General features: G+C 60.4%; 14 protein-coding genes. All 14 read right to left on the bottom strand.

The features are described 5' to 3' along the window. Positions 1 to 3: 3 nt before the first annotated feature. The 14 genes from QO207_RS09325 to QO207_RS09260 all read right to left on the bottom strand — a co-directional run bounded on the left by QO207_RS09325 (position 4) and on the right by QO207_RS09260 (position 17508). Positions 4 to 1944, bottom strand: coding sequence for a hypothetical protein (locus QO207_RS09325; protein WP_301532169.1), 1941 nt, complete (start codon positions 1942 to 1944; stop codon positions 4 to 6). After that, complete coding sequence (locus tag QO207_RS09320; RefSeq protein WP_301532168.1) at positions 1938 to 5393, bottom strand: DEAD/DEAH box helicase; 3456 nt, start codon at positions 5391 to 5393, stop codon at positions 1938 to 1940. The genes QO207_RS09325 and QO207_RS09320 overlap by 7 nt, the downstream gene beginning before the upstream one ends. After that, complete coding sequence (locus QO207_RS09315; protein WP_301532167.1) at positions 5390 to 6724, bottom strand: serine/threonine protein kinase; 1335 nt, start codon at positions 6722 to 6724, stop codon at positions 5390 to 5392. The genes QO207_RS09320 and QO207_RS09315 overlap by 4 nt, the downstream gene beginning before the upstream one ends. After that, entirely contained in the window at positions 6711 to 7436 is a 726-nt protein-coding gene (locus QO207_RS09310; protein WP_301532166.1) for a PP2C family serine/threonine-protein phosphatase, read from the bottom strand. The genes QO207_RS09315 and QO207_RS09310 overlap by 14 nt, the downstream gene beginning before the upstream one ends. Further along, positions 7433 to 7900 (bottom strand): VWA domain-containing protein, encoded by a 468-nt coding sequence (locus QO207_RS09305; RefSeq protein ID WP_301532165.1) that lies wholly within the window; start codon positions 7898 to 7900, stop codon positions 7433 to 7435. The genes QO207_RS09310 and QO207_RS09305 overlap by 4 nt, the downstream gene beginning before the upstream one ends. Continuing rightward, the gene (locus tag QO207_RS09300; protein WP_301532164.1) at positions 7897 to 9687 is read right to left on the bottom strand and encodes a DUF1887 family CARF protein; all 1791 of its coding nucleotides are present in this window, start codon (positions 9685 to 9687) and stop codon (positions 7897 to 7899) included. The genes QO207_RS09305 and QO207_RS09300 overlap by 4 nt, the downstream gene beginning before the upstream one ends. After that, positions 9684 to 12449: an FtsK/SpoIIIE domain-containing protein gene (locus QO207_RS09295; protein ID WP_301532163.1), complete on the bottom strand. Its 2766-nt coding sequence runs from the start codon at positions 12447 to 12449 to the stop codon at positions 9684 to 9686. The genes QO207_RS09300 and QO207_RS09295 overlap by 4 nt, the downstream gene beginning before the upstream one ends. Further along, on the bottom strand, positions 12446 to 12676 hold the full coding sequence (locus QO207_RS09290) for a hypothetical protein (RefSeq protein ID WP_301532162.1): 231 nt from the start codon (positions 12674 to 12676) through the stop codon (positions 12446 to 12448). The genes QO207_RS09295 and QO207_RS09290 overlap by 4 nt, the downstream gene beginning before the upstream one ends. Continuing rightward, positions 12669 to 13004, bottom strand: coding sequence for a hypothetical protein (locus tag QO207_RS09285; RefSeq protein ID WP_301532161.1), 336 nt, complete (start codon positions 13002 to 13004; stop codon positions 12669 to 12671). The genes QO207_RS09290 and QO207_RS09285 overlap by 8 nt, the downstream gene beginning before the upstream one ends. Further along, the gene (locus QO207_RS09280; protein WP_301532160.1) at positions 13001 to 14311 is read right to left on the bottom strand and encodes a hypothetical protein; all 1311 of its coding nucleotides are present in this window, start codon (positions 14309 to 14311) and stop codon (positions 13001 to 13003) included. The genes QO207_RS09285 and QO207_RS09280 overlap by 4 nt, the downstream gene beginning before the upstream one ends. Before the next feature lie 16 nt (positions 14312 to 14327). Then, positions 14328 to 14597: a WXG100 family type VII secretion target gene (locus QO207_RS09275; protein WP_283879744.1), complete on the bottom strand. Its 270-nt coding sequence runs from the start codon at positions 14595 to 14597 to the stop codon at positions 14328 to 14330. Beyond that, the gene (locus QO207_RS09270) at positions 14597 to 15322 is read right to left on the bottom strand and encodes a VWA domain-containing protein (protein ID WP_301532159.1); all 726 of its coding nucleotides are present in this window, start codon (positions 15320 to 15322) and stop codon (positions 14597 to 14599) included. The genes QO207_RS09275 and QO207_RS09270 overlap by 1 nt, the downstream gene beginning before the upstream one ends. An 855-nt stretch (positions 15323 to 16177) precedes the next feature. Beyond that, positions 16178 to 17239 carry an ADP-ribosylglycohydrolase family protein gene (locus QO207_RS09265; protein ID WP_301532158.1) on the bottom strand — a complete coding sequence of 354 codons (1062 nt, stop codon included), beginning with the start codon at positions 17237 to 17239 and terminating at the stop codon, positions 16178 to 16180. 20 nt (positions 17240 to 17259) lie between these two features. Then, positions 17260 to 17508, bottom strand: coding sequence for a hypothetical protein (locus QO207_RS09260; RefSeq protein ID WP_301532157.1), 249 nt, complete (start codon positions 17506 to 17508; stop codon positions 17260 to 17262). Between the last annotated feature and the right edge of the window lie 43 nt (positions 17509 to 17551).

The following is a 17551-nucleotide window of genomic DNA, read 5'->3' as shown; positions in this document are numbered from 1 at the left end:
TTCCTAAACCTCGATCAGTGCTTTGATAATTTTGTACGATGCTTTGCGCAGCTTCGCGACATCCGTGCTTGCTAATGGCAGTGGCTCATTACCGTGTCCGCGTCTGACGATGAGCGCGGCTAAATCGTCGACAAAGGACGGTTGTGTCGCCGCAACCGACTTGAGAGTCTGCTCGTCAGCCATCAGCAGGAAGGCGATCACGCAGGCCCCGAGCGACTGGCCGCTGCCCTGCAGCGTCTGGCGTACAGCCGAAGCCCTGACGGTGCGCAGGCTTTCCGGCAGTCGCTGGCACAAGCCGGACTCGATGGCCCTGCCTTGCGCTGCCTCGATCAGCAGTGAGTCTGTGATGTCAGGTGGCAGCCAACGATTCAGCGACAGCTCGAGCACGGACTGCATTGCCGCATAGAGGTCGCGGACGAACGCCAGGGCATCATCTCCTTCTTGGCAGGACAGGAAGACCCGTTCCGCATGAACGAGCCGCTCCTTCACGTTCGCCCCGAGGCGATTGAATGCGCCGAAGCTGAACTCGTCCTGGATGCTCGCGCGGGCATCCAGCAACACGTCCGCGTAGGCGTCAGGGTTGCTGCTGGCGGTCGGCTCGCGGGTGAGGGTCACTTCCGGCAGCATGATCTCGATGATCTCGCGCACCAGCGGTTCTGCCAGCAACTCCGATTCCGGGGCGTCGGCACTGCCTTTGCCATGCCCCTTTTCGTCGCGCGCCTTCTTGATTTCGAGCAGGTGGCTGATCAGTGCGGGATCGCGCGCGGCCAGGCGCCGCAAGGGATGAGAACCATCGTCCTGCGCGCGAAGGATGCTCAGGGCGAGCAGCGTTTCCAGCTCTGCCTTTCCCTCTTGGAAGTCCCGCAGCTTGCCCTCGCGGACAGGCCTGAAACCGGATGCCGGTGGTAACAGTCCGAACTCGCTGGCCGCCCGGCCAAGCAGTTGCGCGTGCTCCGCCTGCGGGGTGAATCTCAAGCGCTCGATATCACCTTCGAAGGGGCGCTTCGCACAGGCGTAGAACAATGACCACTCCACGGCGGCATAGAGCTGGGCGATCGAGCGGAACGAGGCGTTCGGTAGCAGCCGCAAGTTGCTGATGAGCTTGGGGTATTGCTGCTGGTTAAAAGGCGTGTCGAACGGTTCTTTTTCACGGGGATCCTGGGATGGCAAGCGCGGCTGGCTCAGTGAGGCTTTCCACTTGCCTAGCCAATTCGCTGCGTATTCATCCTGTTCGAGCAATTGTTCGAATGCCCGTTCGAGCACCAGTGAAAACCCGTTGCCGAAGGGATCTGCGATACGGAATTCGCCGTCGCTTTTCTGAATGGCGATAGGGCAGTCCAGGTAATACCGTTCTGGCTGGTCGACGATCATGATCTTGTGCAGTGCAGGCGTTCGCTCCGCTTTCCCGAACACCGCGGCCCTTCTTTGCATCGCTCGCGCTACGTTGATCACATCCCGCTGGGTGGGCGGCGTTTGCCCGGCAGCGAGAGCGCAGATCTTGTAGGCGGCCTGCTTCTGTTCCTGTTTGCGCAACGGCTGCCGTTCCAGCAACTGCATGAAGGGCAGGACCTGCCCGCTGACGAGTTCGCGAAACAGCAGCGCGGTAACGAACGCGGGGGTGCCGACCTGGCTTTCACCGTTGTTGCCGGACGCGTCGAGGGTAACGTTGAAATCGTCGATCAACCCTTTGTCCCGGAGGCGCAACAGGATGCTTTCGACCAGGTCGCGTGGAATGCACGTTTCCTCGGCCAATGCCTGTGATGTCATATTTCCCAGGGCAAGCAGGCTGAGGATGACCTGCTCGAACGGGTTCAGATTCAGGCCATCTTCGTCAGGCTTCGGCAGGGTGATCCGGTAAACGTCGACGGGCCAGGACAGATTGCGGCGTCGACCGACGGTTGCCCCGAAGGGATCAGGTTTGCCGTAATCCAGAAGTTTCAACATTCCAGCACGACTCCTTGTTCGCGGCAGAGCTTATGGAAGTCAACGAGCCCGGGAATGAACTCGGCTGCAAGGTCGCCTTCCAGCAGGCTCGGGTCGCCGACCACCACGAGCAGTTTCTTCTGGCGGCTCATCGAGACATTCAGGCGGTTGTAGAGGCAAAGGTGACCGAACAGTGATTTCGCCTGTTTCTCGCGGTCATCGGTAGCGGGTTTCCACGGCTGCGGCACGGTCCTCACCGTCGACAGGAAGACCACGTCGAATTCCATGCCCTGGAACGAGTCCACCGTGCCGATACGCAGTCGCTTGTCATTGTGGCCGAGCGTGCCGAGTTGCTGCCTGATGTATTCGGCCTGCGCCTTGTAGAAGGAAATCACCCCGAAGGTCAGGTCCTTGCCGGCCTCGCAATTCATCCATGCGAGCAGTTGGTGGATGATCACCGTGGCCTCGATCGGGCGAATCCAGCTGGTTCCGCCGCTGGGCAGGTGCTTGCCTTTCTCCACGGGTACCGCCAGCCACGCGGCGGGTTTGCCGCCGGTATCGGGGAGGGCGTGGGCGAAATCGACTGCAGGCCTTCCGGAGCCGAACTTCTCGGAGGGGTCGAAGCGCTCGTAGAAGTTGCGGCTGATGAAATCGCCCAGCAGTTCATGCATACGGTACTGCCTGTCCAGCGTGACCCGACGAGTGATCTTGTCGCCGTCCTCCAGGGTCTTCAGGCGCTCCGAGAACAGATAGTGGAACATCGACTTCTTCAGCCAATCGGTTTCCGACGGGCCGTTTTCACCGGCTTCCATCCGGCGCGCAACCTCGTCATCAATGATATGCGGCAGTTGGCGATGGTCGCCGACCAGGATGATGCGCCTGCCCTGTGCCATCGGCACCATCAGGTCACGTGGCGAGACGCGTGCGGCTTCGTCGACGATCACATACTCGTATTCCAGTTGCTGCTGGTTCAGGTTGGTGTCGCCCCCCCGAATGCCCTTCTGGAACTGCATGCTTCGGTTGACGCTTTGCTGGCACGTCGCGGCGAAAGCGAAGCTGTAGTCGGATACAGCCTCCAGCATGGCGCGTGGATTGTTGTCGAGTTGGGCGAGAAACTCGGCCAGAGCGGCGGATTTCCTGTCGCGTCCCGAGTATCCCTTGAGCTTGATCTGCTCGATTGCGAAGCCTGCCAGGGCGACGATCTCGTCATTGGTTTTTTCGATGCGAAAAACCGGAGGTGCGCTGAAGCGGGCTAGCAGCTTCTTCTTCAGTGCTACCAACCGCTGCAGGAAAGTCGGGAGGCCATTTTCGTTGCGCCACAGGCTGGCATCGTCCAGCAGCGCAAGATCCTCGCTGTCCAGCGTGTCGGAGAGATCGGCCAGCACGTCGGCGGCGCGCTCGGGACCGTCGTCGGCAAAACTTTCAGGCTGGCAGCGAAGGCGACGTACGACGTCGAGCCACTGGTGATTGGCGTCATTGAGCTTTTCTTCCAGGCACAATTTCTTCTGCAGGTTCTCGGCCTGACGAACCCGCTCCTCGCCCAGGACCGCAATGCCGAGCGCTGCGATCCGACCTGCAAGGCGGGCGCCGAGTACCCGTGTCGGCGTCTGGATGTATTGCAGGTAAAGGTGCCTGATTTCCGTTTCTTGCTCGATTTCGGCGATCTGCGGGTTTCGTTCACGCAATTCGGTGGCGAGTTTTCCACACCAACCATCGAGCTGTTCCTCGAAGAAGCTGGCGTTCTCCGTGGCTGCATTGGCGCGCTTGCCGAATTTTGGTACGGGGAGGCTGTTGAGCGACAGGCGCTCGATCATGTTCTCGACCGCGTCGTGCTGGAACCCTGTCAGCAGCACCTGGCCCTTGATGGTGGCGCCACGCTTGTCCGCCATTTCATTCAAGCGCTCGAGAATGGCGGCGATGACCGTGGTCTTGCCGGTTCCGGGAGGTCCCTGGATAAGGGCAATGTCCGGCGTTTCCAAGGCACGTTTGATGGCATCCAGCTGTTTTGGCGTGGGCGTGTTCTTGAAGACCTTGTTCAGGACGAACGCCGTCAGCGGCTCGACAGGTGACGGCGTGCGAGTCTGGGTAATGACGCCTTTTTCCTCGACCAGCGGTCCGAGTTGGGGATTGGCCGCCCGGCCTTCGAGAATCAACCGGCGCGCCACCAGGCGGCGCTTGATCTGGGTAACCTCGCCTGCGAGGGAAAGGATGAGCATGCCCGACTTTTCTGGCAGCCTTTCAGTCTTCAGTCTAAGCGTGTTCGATGTCTTGTCGAACTCGATCACCACGTAATGCTTGGGGCTGTCTTGTGGTTCATCCTGGGGTGAAGAGGGGGGATTTTCCGCAGAGCGCTCGATGCCGCTGGCGAAGTCCTTGAAGAGCAGGGCGGGGTCGAGCAGATAGTCCGGGAGCTCCTCGACCGACCGGAGTTCGCCGACCTGGCCTTTATCCAGGGCTTTGAGTGCGGCCTCGGAGGCCTGGGTCACGCGCACGGTCACGGTTCCGTCCCTGTTCTCGACGGTGCCGGCAACGTGCAAGACTCCCACCTGACGTGCCTTCTCCAGCAGCAGTTCGCCTTCGAGGTCGCCAAACTCGTCCCATTTTCTCAAGTAACTGACGTGTGTCTGCGTCAAGGCCGTCATTTGGGCTTTGGCAAGGAGCCGGATATGTCCGGTTCGGCTCCATTCAGCGAAGTGAAGCTTGCCTCTGACCAGGCGTAGCGCGCGGTCCGGGCGCTTGCGGGCCTTGGTCAAGCGCGTGGTGAGGAAAATCGATTTGCCCTGGGGTAACGGAGTCTCTGTCGCAACGAAGCGCAATCCATCCCCGCTGATACAGAACGAGTTGCTGCGGGTTGGTTGCTCGCTTCGCGCTGGCTGTGTGTCGCTGGGCATTGCATCCTGGCCGGCTAGCGATTCCGGGACTGGCGCCAGGTCGATATCGTCCCCGCCTGCTGCCGCTTCTTCTTCCTGGACCGGGTCCAGCTTGAGGATCTCGTCGATGGCCGGGCCGGCGGTCAGGAAGAAAAAGTCGCTGTCGCCTTGTCGAAAGCAGAAATGGCGCTCCAGTAGCTTGTAGAGTGGTTCACCCTTGAGTCCTTTTCTGCGGCGCTCGAGGCCTGCCATTGCCTTTTCGGCATATTCGTCCACGCCGATTTCCAGTTCACCCATCTCCAGGCACGGGCCGGAGAAAAAGGCGATTTGCAGTTCCATGCTGCCATCGGCAGCACGATTGGCCAGTTGCGCGAGCAGCGCGCGGCCAATAGCGAGCTCGGCGTTCAGCCGCCGGTTATCGATCGCTGTGACGGTCTGGACCGCGATCATTGCATCCTTGAGACGCAGGTCAAACTCATCGGGGCGCGAGAGATCGTTCTCGATCGAGTAGACGGCCTGGTCGCGCCAGTCGTGCGTGCAGTGGTCAGCCAGTCGGACTCGAATGGAAAGGATATCAGCCGGTATGTCCTGGAATTTCATTGCGCGCCCGCCTCAAAGGTAAAGGTCAAGGTATCGGGGAACGCAGGGGTTCCTCGTACTGGGCGTGCCGTCTTGGCAGTGAAGTCGAGGTCGACTTCGTACGCCTGCGTCTCGTTATGCTCGAACGAGAAAGGATGGAAAAGTCGGTGCGGCAGGGCGAAATGCTGGGTTCTGGCGGGAATCGCGATCTCGCCCCGCGATGTCCGGGCGCAGGCGAACGGCGGACGGGGTGCTTGGCAATAAGGGCAGCAGGTGTGCTCGTCGAACAGGTAGCTCATCGTGCAGGCATCGCAGTGCAGTGAGCGGTCGAACGCCTTTTTCAGTTCCAGCGCCCAGAAGGCCATGGCTGGACGGCAATGCGGTTGTAGTCTTCCGGCCCCGAAGGTTTCCTGGAAGAGCCGGCGAAGCCCGGGCGTCGCCACCAACTGACGTGGTAGCCCGCCAACCCCGGCGTTGGAATCATCCTTCGCGTCATCGATGAAGGGCAGATAACCCGCGTACGCCCGTTCATACAGGTCAGCGGCCTGGGCATCTTTGCTTGGCTCGGCGTCCCAGCCGCTGTCATCTTCCTCGGATTCGAGCACTTTCTTGCCGATGAACGGATGGCAGAGTGCAAGGCTCTTGAAGGCCATGACCGCAAATGCCCAGCAATCTGAGCGTGGGCGCGAGGTATCGGTGCCCCGCACCACTTCCGGTGCACCGTAAGTCGGCGTGTAGACCGAGACACCTCCGCTGGCCATTTCAAATCTAAGGTTGTCGGCATCGATGAGCCAAACATCGTTCGATTGCGCACCGATAAAGGCGTTGTTGCTGGAGATGTCGCCGTAGACCATTCCCGAACAGTGCAGGCGGGCGAGGATGGCGGCGCACTCCGACAGCGCGAGCAAGCGGCGGCGGGTCGAGCCCGTACGAGCGTAATGGAAGAGACGCAAGGCCAGGCTCTTGTCGGGGATGCCAGCCAGCCATCCAGGAAGGGTGAGTTGCTGCCTTTCGAGATCCTTTTTCGTTTTGCCGTCGAGATCGAAGACGCTGAAGGGCGACATGTCGTTGAGCAGGCGCATCACATACCCCGGTTGATCCCGCAGGATCGCCAGGGGCAACGACACTGGAATGCGCGGTGGCAGGGGCAGCAGGCGGATGTTCTGGAATCGATGACGCAGGTTGATGTTGGTGTCCGGCTCACCCTGCGGATTGAGTGGTTGCTTGATGGCCAGGTCCGCGTCTTTCGTGCGAAATACAACGCCTTGCCCACCCCTGGCGAGTTCATCGGCAAGCTCATGCCGATTGCCGTATTCGTCGCACAGCGGTGGTGTCCATTCAGTCTTGTCCATGGGTCGTCTCCTCGCGACACAGACAGGCGATGGTCTTGTCGTCGCTGTGCTTTGGGGTGGGCCAGTTTTCGAGCATCGCTTGAAGACGCCGGTTGGCAGTGATGGCGGCCAGTGAACGATGCGCTTGGATCACACCGGTCACGAAGCCGGGGATGTCCTCCAGGTCGTCCGCCACGCCGTCGGAGCAGAGTAGGATGGCCAGGCAATCTCGTTCCGGCAGCGAGGAGACCTGCCAGTCCCGGTCGGACACGCGGTGAGAAAGTGCCGCCGTGATGTTGGAAAAGCCTTGCGATTTGTCGTCCGCTAGAGACATCACCGAGCCATCTGACCTGATCGCGGCGACCAGGCCGTCGCCGAGCATCCCCAGGTGGATCACGCCATTCCCCGGTCGGAGGGCGAACAGGCACGTGGCGGCGCAATCACGGGGTTCGAGTGGTGCGACGAGGGACAGCCAGTTTGATGTGATGCGTTGCAGCAGGGGTGGCGGGTCGGCTTCGGTGCGGGAGCGGCAAGCCTGTGCTGCCTGCGCTACAGCCTGGCAGGCCGCCTTGCTGCCGATACTGGAAAAAGGCTTCGAGCCGAGGCCGTCGGAAACCACGACGCCGTCTCCCCAGTCGCGGTGGAAGGCTGTCCAGGCGTCCTGGTTGGGGATGCCTGCGGCCAGGTGCGTGGGGCCTGGAACGCTGGCGCCGAAGCTCTTCCATAACATCATGCCGAGGGTGCTTCCAGCCACCCGTCCAGCGCTGCGAACAGGTCCTCGGCAAGGAAAACGTCCGGGCCTTTCAGCTGCGGATTGGCGTCCGCGCCAGTCTTGATAAACCGCACCGAGTGGTGGGGAAGCCCCGCCCGCCACCGATTCAGGTGCCGGGTGTCAGTGCTGGACCAAAAACCGTCGGTCAGGAGTAATACATTTCCGTCGGGTGAATCACCCAACAGGCGGGTCAGGGCGGTTGCGCTGGAGGTACCGCCGCAAACCAGCATGTGTTCCGGGTAGTCGTCGGTTATGGTCCAGTCGCTGAAGACGGCTTCGCTTCCCCAGGCGCACAACCTGACCTGTACCCCTCCGCCGGCCAGATGTATCCACTGGGCGATGGTCGTGACCGCCGTTCTCATGATGAATGGCTTGCCCCCCTCGCTCATGCTGCCGGAGGAGTCGCACACCAGAAAGAGCGTCATGCTGGTTCCTTGGCGAGCCTGGCGCGTGCGGCGATCCCGCTCATCAAGCTATCGAGCTGCTCCAGGAAGGAACCGCCGCAACAAAGTGTCAGCTTCGCATCGCTGATTTTCTTGCGTACCGAGTCCGACCTTGGCGGGAAGCAGCAGGCGACGATGCCGCGACCTTCGACGCCACCATAGAAGCGGACGAGGTTCTGCAGTTTCATCACTTGCTCCTGCGTGACCTTGCCCGCTTTGCATTCGACGATGTAGAGCGAATGTCCGTCGGTGAAGGTGACGTCGAGCTCATTGTGTTGCGCGTCGCGATGGAATGAGCCGGTCATGTCCTGGTTGAGTTGCAGAGTGAGGTTGATTCGCAGGTCCCGGATGACGCCGCGCTCCTCGTAGGGTTTGCACTGCAGATAGACGAACTCTTCGAACCAGCCACCGGACATGTATTTGGCGAAACCCGTCCAGTGCTTGAAGTGCAGATTCAGACCGTTGCCGACAACCGATGCCTCGGCTTCCCGGTTGAAGGCGAAGACGAAACCGTGGCATTCGATGCGGAACGGTGCCAGTGGCTCATTTCTTTGCAGGCTTCTTTCGTGTTCGTTGTTGAACCTGCACAAGGCGGTATAGGCGTCAGCGATCTTGCTTCGGTATTTCCAGAGTGTTCTGGTCAGGCGGCGTCGGTCCGCCGAGAGTTCGTCCTGGGGCGCGACGGTCGACACTTTCAGCCCATCGCTGTTGAGCAGCAGGAAGGTTTCTATCGAGTCGATGGGCCGGATGATTTCCCGACGCAGACTATCGACATAGGTCACGCGCTGGTTGCGGCTGTCGAAGTAAAAGGGCACGGCACCCAGTGCCCTGGCTGCGGAAAGCGCACCTGCGAACATCAGCTTGGTGCCGCCCGTAAGGTTCACGCCGATACGCGCGCCTGGCGGTAAGGTTCTGGCGTGGGCAATGATCCTTTCATGTACGTCCTTGGCATCCCACGGGTCAACGGGGAGTTCATCGAAGTCTGCTTCCTGAATGAACGCGTGCATGCAGGTCGCGGGAAAGTCCTGGGAGTTCACGAACACATGCCGATCCGAGGCGAACTGGCGGATGCCCAGCAGTGACGGCATGCGTTGCTCCCCGAACAGGTGATAGGTCACGGCGAACCCTTCATGGACGTTGCCTATCGCCGTCTGGCTGGCACCGTGGCGCTCGAGCCATTCGGCAGGCAGGGCAATGGCTTCGGGAGGCTTGCCGACAACGGGCGAGACGATAAGGCGTTTCTTCAGGTGAGGATGGGCCAGCGCAGCTAGTGCCCACATGAACGCCATGACCGGTGTGCCTGGGCTCAGGTATAGCGTGACGAGTTTCTCGCCAGCGGCCTTGGCGACGAAATCCAGGGCGCGCATGGCACAGGCGTAGATGCCCTCGGAATCGTTCAGTTCGCGGAGCGTTTCGCTCTTGAGCGAGATGCGCGCGTGCCTGCGGAGCTTCTGCAATTGCGCTTCCAGCCAGCGAACGTAGTGCTCGTGGGCGGCGGGCGTATTGGCGAAGGTGGAAATGAAGTCGCTGGTCACGCCCCGATCATGTTGCTGGTTGGCGGCATGGATCGCTGCCAGCCGCGTCGCCAGGTCAGCGCAGGCTGGTGTCGGCGCATGATCCTGGAGGTCGCTTCGCGTGTAGCCAAGAATGACGATTTCGCTATAGTCCTCTGCCGCCAGCGCTGCGGCGATCGGACCTTCCGTGCTTTCGAATCCCAGCGATGCGCGAAAATCCGTGATGCCATACCAGGTGAGTAGAAACTTCTTCATAGGGAACTCTTGGCAACGTAAGGGCGGAACCAGGTCGTCTCACCGGTCATGCGGTTCACCAGAACGGCCCGGTTGGGCTTATCGAGACCTTTAAACTTGCCGATGCCGGTGGAGACAAGCGAGCCGGCGTCGTCGTCAGTCATGCAATACGCCAAGCGCAGTTCAAAGCATGAAAGAAGGTCCTTGCATGCCGATGCGCAGCGCTGCCAGCGCTCGACGAAGGCGAACACGAACACCCCTTGGCGCGGGCCATCCTCGGCAATCCGCTTGAGAAGATCGCCGGGGGAGGGCGGCTCACCCGGCTTTGGGGCCCTGAAGGCGGTCGGTGGATGCAGCAGCCTTTCCGAATCGAGACCGTCGATGATCAAGGCGACGCAGCGACTGCCGATGGCGTCGGCGACCGCCTGCAACGGGAGTGCCGCGATGTCGTCGAATACCTGCACGGGACTGCCCGGCGCGCGCGTGGCTGAGGTGAACCCGCCGTTCGCGGTGACCCCACGAGCGTTGAAGTAAATGATCTCGTCGAAGCGGTTGGATGCGACCAGGCTGGACAGCGTTGCGTTGAGCAGGCCGTCGTGGATGGCATCGTTGTAGCCGCTGAACAGGACATTGAAGGCCGGGCGCTGGATGAGCGGAACCGTGAGCATGTCGGCGTCGAACGTCAGCTGTTGCCCGAGGAGCAGGGCGCCGTCTGGTGCGCAGACCTTCTGGTAGGTACTGGCGGAAGGCGGCTCAGGCAGGCTGGCGCCATTGAAGATCCGGGTCTTGTCCGTCATGCCCTGGCGCGCAGCGTGCTGCGCCAGCGTGCTGATGTGCTCGCGGCAAACGTCGCTGTCTGCCAGGGGTATCAGGAACTTGACGTTGCCGGACCTGGCCCCGTTGGCATTGTTGATGATGCCTTCGGGCGGGCTCTGCAACTCTGACGCGGCCCAGTTGTTAGCGCCCAGGATCATCGCCGAGTCTTCCTGGCCGCAGGCCAGGGCGATGCGGCAGCCCAGTTGGGTGATGATGCTGCCCAGGGACATGGCATTGATGCCCTTGAGGGTCTGCGTCGCGAGCAGGACATGAATGCCGAATGAGCGCCCCTGCTTCAACAGTTGCGAAAGGAGTTGTTCTGCGGCCTCCGCTACCGGGCGTGTGCCGGCAAAGAGAACCTGGAACTCGTCGATAACCAGGAGGATCCTGGGTAGCCGCTCACCGGTCCTTGCGCGGAATCCGGCGAAGTCGGGTACCTTGTTGTCCTTGAACACGCGTGCGCGTCTCTGCAGTTCACCCACCAGGTGCCGAAGGACCGTGACACCGTATTCGGGATCGCTTTCCGTGGCGACCAGCCGGGCATGCGGGAGGGGCGGGTTCGCATAGATGTTGAATTCCGTCGATTCCTTGTAATCCAGCAGGTAAAGGTCGACTTCCGCTGGCGAATAGCGCTGGCACAGAGAGTGGATCAGGACGTGCAGCAGGTTCGACTTGCCTGACCCGGTCTTGCCAGCGAGGAGTGCATGGTGTTCGGACGTCGTCGCACCGAGGACGAAGGGGGCGGGCGCACCGGCGGCAGTCCAGCCGATCGGGACGTCGAAGCCTGCGCAGGTCGTAGCGCCCTTGGAGAAGCCGGACCAGAGATCCTCCATCGACCGGCTGAACCGCGCCTGCCTGGCGCATTCTTCGGCGAGCGCCGAAAGGTAAGGTCCTAGCCGTTCCTGCCTGGGCCATTGTTCGGACTGGCAGGTCAATGAAAGGCCGTTGCGCGCGACGGACGAAGTCGCGAAAAGGGCGTCGAACGCTGCGACCGCCTGCGCTGCGGTTGCGCGGAACTTTTCATGGCGCTGGTCCTTCAAACGGTGCTCGTCGATCGCGATGATCGGCAGGACTCCACAGCGTGGGCCGTTTTCGCACAAGCGCTGGAGGAACCACAGGCTCTTTTCGGACAGTTGCTCCGGCGCGTCGAACAGTACTAGCGCTTTATACGCAAGACGGCAGTCGGGGTTCTTCGCGTTGTACTCCGACCAGTTTGCGGACTTGTCATTGAAACGGTGCTGGAGCAGTTCCTCAATGTCATCCGTCAGCCGGCCGAGCGCAGACTCGATCTCGTCCGCGCGAGTCAGCACCCGTTGTGCCGGTACCAGTTGCTCGACCTTAAGCAGGGGCAGGAACGGCTCGACCGATTGTCCGAGTCGCAGCGGGTCGATGACCGTCAACTCCAGATGCGCCGGGGGCAGGGCAGAGAGCAAGCGCAGCAAGAGGCCAGATACCCACTGCATGTGCCCGGTGTGGCCTTGCGAAAATGCCAGGGCGCTGGTGAAGGGGAAGGGGATGGCGTTCGGCGTCGAGCAGAAGAGATCCTCGAAACTCAACTGCCGAGAACCGAGAAGCAGGCGCGCAGGCATTTCCGTGACTGCCCATGGCGTCGTAGGGACGAGATCCGCCAAAGCCGGCTGTTCGCGGCGAAGCCGTCCACTCGAGCGCATTGCGTCCGTAGCGATTCCTTCCCATTGCTGCACGAACGCCGATCGCCAGGCCGTTGTCCGCTGGGCGCGGCTGGCGTTCGTCTGTCTTTCTTCATCTGCCAGCCGTCGTACGGCCTCCTGCGTCGAGGCAGCGAGGGGAGATTGCACGTCTTTTTGCAGACCCTGGAGGTTTTGCTCCCTCCTGGTCGCAGCTGCTTCGAATTCGCGGTCGATGCGGGCCAGGCCTTCCTGATAGTCGGCGATGGCTTGCATGATCCTGCAGACAATCTGGTCCGGATGCTCGGGCGATCGCTTCATTCATCACGCTCTCCATGTAACGTGCCGACGCTTTGCGCTTCCGCGAGGATGCCGTCGATGGCTGTGACCTGACGCTGGTAGTCTTCGCTGAAACGGCGCAGGGAGGCGATGTTCTCCTGGATCGGGGAGAGCACTTCGTTGGCGATGGATGTGCCGAATCCATCCCGCACCCCAGCGTTGAACCTGATTGCACAGGCCGCCATCAGTCCCATGACATCGTCAAACATCGAAGTCTCCCGAATCATCGTCCATGGGGATCTCCAGGACGTGCGCATCGGTGGCGATGCCTGGAAGCAACGAAGCACACAGCTTGCCCGGCAGCAGGTAACGGGATTCGAAGTCGGGATCTTCGCGCCTGATTTCCTTCAGGAACGTCTGCCACTCCTCCTCGGACAGGTCGATCGAGCGGCAGCCTGCGGTCAACTCCAGCAGGTGCGCCGTGGCCTCGTCCACGTCATCCATGTCGCCGGTGTTGACCGCATGTTGCAATTGCTCCACTCCCGCCTGAACCTGTTCAAGGATGGCAGGCTCCACTATGGCAAATCGTACTTTCATGGCTGTTCCTCCTCGCTCTGGCGGATGAAGTCAATACAGGAGAGGTCTATCTCGTTCTTTCTTGGCAGCATGCCTATCAATGGCGAGCCCGCTTCGCGCAAGGCATCGCGCAGTTCTTTCTCTTTCTCCGGCGAAAGGTCCTGGATGTCCCGCGAGCAGAGCGTGAATTGCGCATCCGCGTGCTTGTGTCCTTCGGCCTGGAACACCATGTGGTCCTTCTGCGCGTAGAGGTACTGGGCTTTGCCGCACTTCACCTCCAACGCCAGCGACCCACCCACCTGTGCCCCCATGCCCTGACCACGCCCCAGTACAACTGGGACGTGCAGGTCGGTTATCAGCAGGTCCGTCTTGGTGTACCGGCCGTTCTCGCCAACGAATGTCCGCCCTTGTGTTTCGATGCGACCACCCAGTGGCGCCAAGGCGTGGCGAGCCAGTTGTTCACCGAATTCGCCGCACAGCTCGATGCGGATCTTGCGTAGGACCCCGTTGCGCTCGGCATCGCCTTTCGCGGCGACCCATTGCTCGCGGAATCTGTCGACCTTCGCCCGATAATCAGGATTACGTTCGTACAGATATTCTTGGAGCATCTTCCGATGCTCCACCGACAGGTTCATTCGATCCCGTAGTACATCCGGTGTCACGACGCCACCCTGTTTTACCGGGTCCCACTTCAGCCAGGCATGGAAGTCCGCAGCGACGGGATTGGTCGCGAGGTAGGCCTCCAGCGCTTGTTGGGCCGCAGAAAGGCGTGAAATACCGAGGTCGATGGCCTGGCCGACGCCGAGAAGCCGTGCATTGCACTCCTGCAGCGCTTGCGCCAGTGCCTGCGCGGCCATCGTGGCAGCTTGCCTGGACATTTCCAGGCGACGTTCCATGGCCATGCGGTTTTCCATGGCCAGTTCGAGAGCAGCCCGCGCCTGCTCAACCGCGTTGCATGTCTGGTCCACCCCGGCTCGGGCTTCGTCAGCGCGGTCGTGCTCCCAGGTGCAATCAGGACTTGACCCGTCTTCGCTGACCGGTTGGGCGACACAGCTGGACAGCGAGGCCTCGGCGGCGTCGAGACTGGCGTATGCAGTGTCCACGGCCTGCAGGGCGTCCTCGGACGCCTGGCTGGCGCTCAGTTCCTGCTGCATTGCGTTGTCGAGCAAGTCCTCGCTGAGTTGTGAAGCGTTTTGAGCGTCTTCGTGCTTATGCTCTGCCAGAGCAACCTGTGCACGGCAGGATGACTCCAGGGCCTCATGAACGGCCTGCAGGTCGCGCACGAGGTCTTCGAGGTTTTCCACTTGCCCTATGGATACGAGTGCCATTGCCCTTGCGACGTCCTCAGCTTTGAAGGTAATCGCGCAGGCGCGACGCCAGTGCGATCAAGTAGGGCACCTGTTCTGTCGCGTTCGCATTGAACTGATGGAGTTGCTGGACGAGCATGTTGAACTCTTCTTCGAACTGTGAGCGTTTCTCGTCCTGCCAGGTGTCACCGAGCGACAGGAATGCGCCATCCAGGGCGCCAACACTGTCGTTGAGCGAGTCGGTGAATTGCTGCAGTGCAAACGCAAAGCGCTCTAGCTCTTCCGGATCCCCAATTGCCTGTGCCATTACCAGTAGCCTCCATCGTCTGCATCGGGGGCCGTCGCCACCATTGGTTCCTGGCGGGCGCCGATGGTCGCAGGTTGGACATCGATCAAACTCGCCGGCGGTATGGTGTTAGGTGTCTGCGATCTGGTGCGGATGGTCACCGACATGGTCACGAACTTGAAGAAGTCCTTCATTTGCCGGGCATTCTCTGCGTAGAAAAGCGGGTTCTGCGTGTCCTCGATGAATGCTCCGAGAACCGCCTCGTCGGCGTCGGCACCGATGGCCATGGCCATGCGATCGCATTTCGCGGAGCGCCCTTCGTTTACGAACTCCCGCAATGCGCCTTTCCAGCCATTGTCCGGTTGTCCGTCCGAGACCAGCACCACGGTCGGACGATAAGCGCGCGATGGCACGACGTCCTTGTCTTCAATCATTGCCTTGGCCATTTCAAGCGCGACACCCAGTGGGGTCATGCCGCCGGCTGCAAGTGCCTGCCACTGAATGTCGTTGGCACTGGCCAGGGGTTGATGCAGCGTTACCTCCGAGCCGAACGTGATGATCGAGACCCAGATTTCGGTCTCGCTGGTCTCGTTGCCACGGAACACGTCGAGCATGTCGCGCACCGCGTCATTAAGGTTTTGAATCTTTTCCCCGCCCATGCTACCGCTAACATCGAGCAAGAGAATGACCGGTAGTGGCTTGGCTTTGGGCGCCGTAAATTTTGATGGGTCAAAGGGAGTGTTCACAGGCAATACTCCTTAATCAAAAAAGATGGATAGGCCGTTTTGCATGTCGCGATAATCGCATCAGAGGGGTGAAATATAACGATATGCGTTGCAGATGATCCTCCGTGGAGGTGCCTCAGTCTGCTTGCGGATGGCGCTACCAGTGATGTGTGGGGAAAACAGCGGTCTGGCTGAGCGCGCGTATACTGATCTGGCAGAATATTGTCGCTTGGCGCATGAGACTTCCTTGTTCTAAATCGCCAACTGGTGAACAGCTGTCTTAAGCCGAGAAGGCTAATGCTACTCAATTGGATGGCGATGTGCTATCTGCTTTTGGGGGGCTGACCTGGCCTTTTTCATGCGTCGAGAAAGGGCTGACGCTAGACCCCTAATGGGGTTCTAACTGTCAGTGCTATGCGTAACAGTTTTCTGTCCCTCGGGTGCAACGAATGCCTACTCTGACTGGCGATTCTGACTCGCTGTCCGCTCCTCCCGCTCGCGCTTCAATTCGCTGTACTCTCGATACAACTCGTAGCCCTTCTTGGCGACAACAATAAAACCGATTACCGCAAAAAGATTCTTCATGCGCCTGTACTCCAGGTCCAGAAATGCTCAATGTCGATCAAGCCGTAGCAAGTACTCGAGCCGGGCCTTCATCACTTCAATCGTTGTTGCCATGTGCTGCTCCAGTGACTCGTATCCGCATTTTGGGCATAGGATGTAGCAATCGCGTTCAATCACGAGCGCATCGCTTTTCGGCAGGGTCGTTCTATGCCAGGAGCAATGTGGACAGATGAAAGTTTGTGTCGCTGGCACCAGGTTCAATGCGCGGACTCCTGTCGACTGGCCATGCAAATCGGGGGGGGGGCACCTCGGTCACCATCCCGGATATCGCCGCCAGATACGCTCGTCGTGGATGCGATCCTCGTCGTACTCACCACCGTAAACGCGTGGCACTTCATCGATATCGATGGCGACCTGCTCGATCACCGTGCGCAGCTCCAGTGGCGCGAGCCAACGCTCGGGAATGTTGGCGCAGCCGAGTTGGATGCCGAGCAAATGCCCGGCGATCAATCCCGTGCTATCGCTGTCACCACTGTGATTGACAGCCCAGGTCACGCCCTGCTCGAAGCTCTCGGCCATCAACGCACACCACAACCCGATGGCCAGTGATTCCTCAGCTGTCCATCCTGCTCCCAGCAATGCAATGGTTTTTGGGGTTGGTCGGACATCTTTCTGATAAAGCGTCAACACCAGATCGATGAGCTCGCATGTCTCGCCCATGCCTTCTCGGTTACCGTGCTGCTGGAGGCTACCCAGAATGGCTTCTTTCAGCGAACAGGAAGACACCAGGAGGCGAGCGAGGATGTCGGCAAACAGCCCGGCTGCCAGATACCCAGTTGGATGCCCGTGGGTGAGATGCGCTGACTCAGCTGCCAGTTCGAAGGGGGCAGGGAAGAAAGCATGCGGCGCTACCCTTATGACGCCACCGCAGCCCTTGCTGTCGTTGCACGCCAGTTCGCCAAAGGACTTGCAATCACGCAGTGCTGATAGACAAGTCATGCCGGGGGCGCGACGTGACCAGAGCGACTTCTCCTGAATCAGCCATCCGTCTTTCCTCACATCAATCGCTGGCTCGCCGCCCTGAGTGAGATACCAGCGCAACAACGCGTGATGAATCACTGACGGTGGATGGCAGAGACCGCGCGCTGCTTGTCTGAGATGTGCGCGAAGCAGCCCCTCGGCCGTGAACAGCATCATCTGTGTGTGATTGGTAATCGCTCCTGTCATGCCGTAGACCTGACTGAAATCCCGGATACCTGACGAGCCAAACTGCTGCTCAATTTCCGTCCAGTTGAGGGACTCGACTGGGGCCCCAAGGGCATCCCCAACTGCACCACCCAGCAGGCAGCCCTTGATTCTATCCAGACGACTCATCTTCCACTCCTTTGATTTCTTCAGCCGTGCTGACGAAGCATCAGTTGGCGCTGCAACTGCTGCACGTGAGCCCGTTCGGTGCGCAAGGCGGCACTCAGTTCGCGGTTATGCATTGCCAAAGCGTTATGTGCGCTCAGTACACCCTCGAACTGCGCTTCGAGTTGCTGGCGCAGTTGAACGGGCTGCGCCAATTTCCATGCGCCCCACACCAGCAACGCGATGAGCGCGACCTGTACCAGCACAATCACCAGTCCTGCCTTCAGTTCCATTTGAGTATGCTCCTTGCTACAGCCATTGAGTGACGGAGCAAGA

Origin of the sequence: Pseudomonas sp. CAN1 (assembly GCF_030462585.1) — a bacterium.
In the GTDB taxonomy this organism is placed as follows: Bacteria; Pseudomonadota; Gammaproteobacteria; order Pseudomonadales; family Pseudomonadaceae; genus Pseudomonas.
The sequence above is the reverse complement of the archived record's forward strand: the minus strand, read 5'-3'. Positions and strand labels throughout refer to the sequence as shown.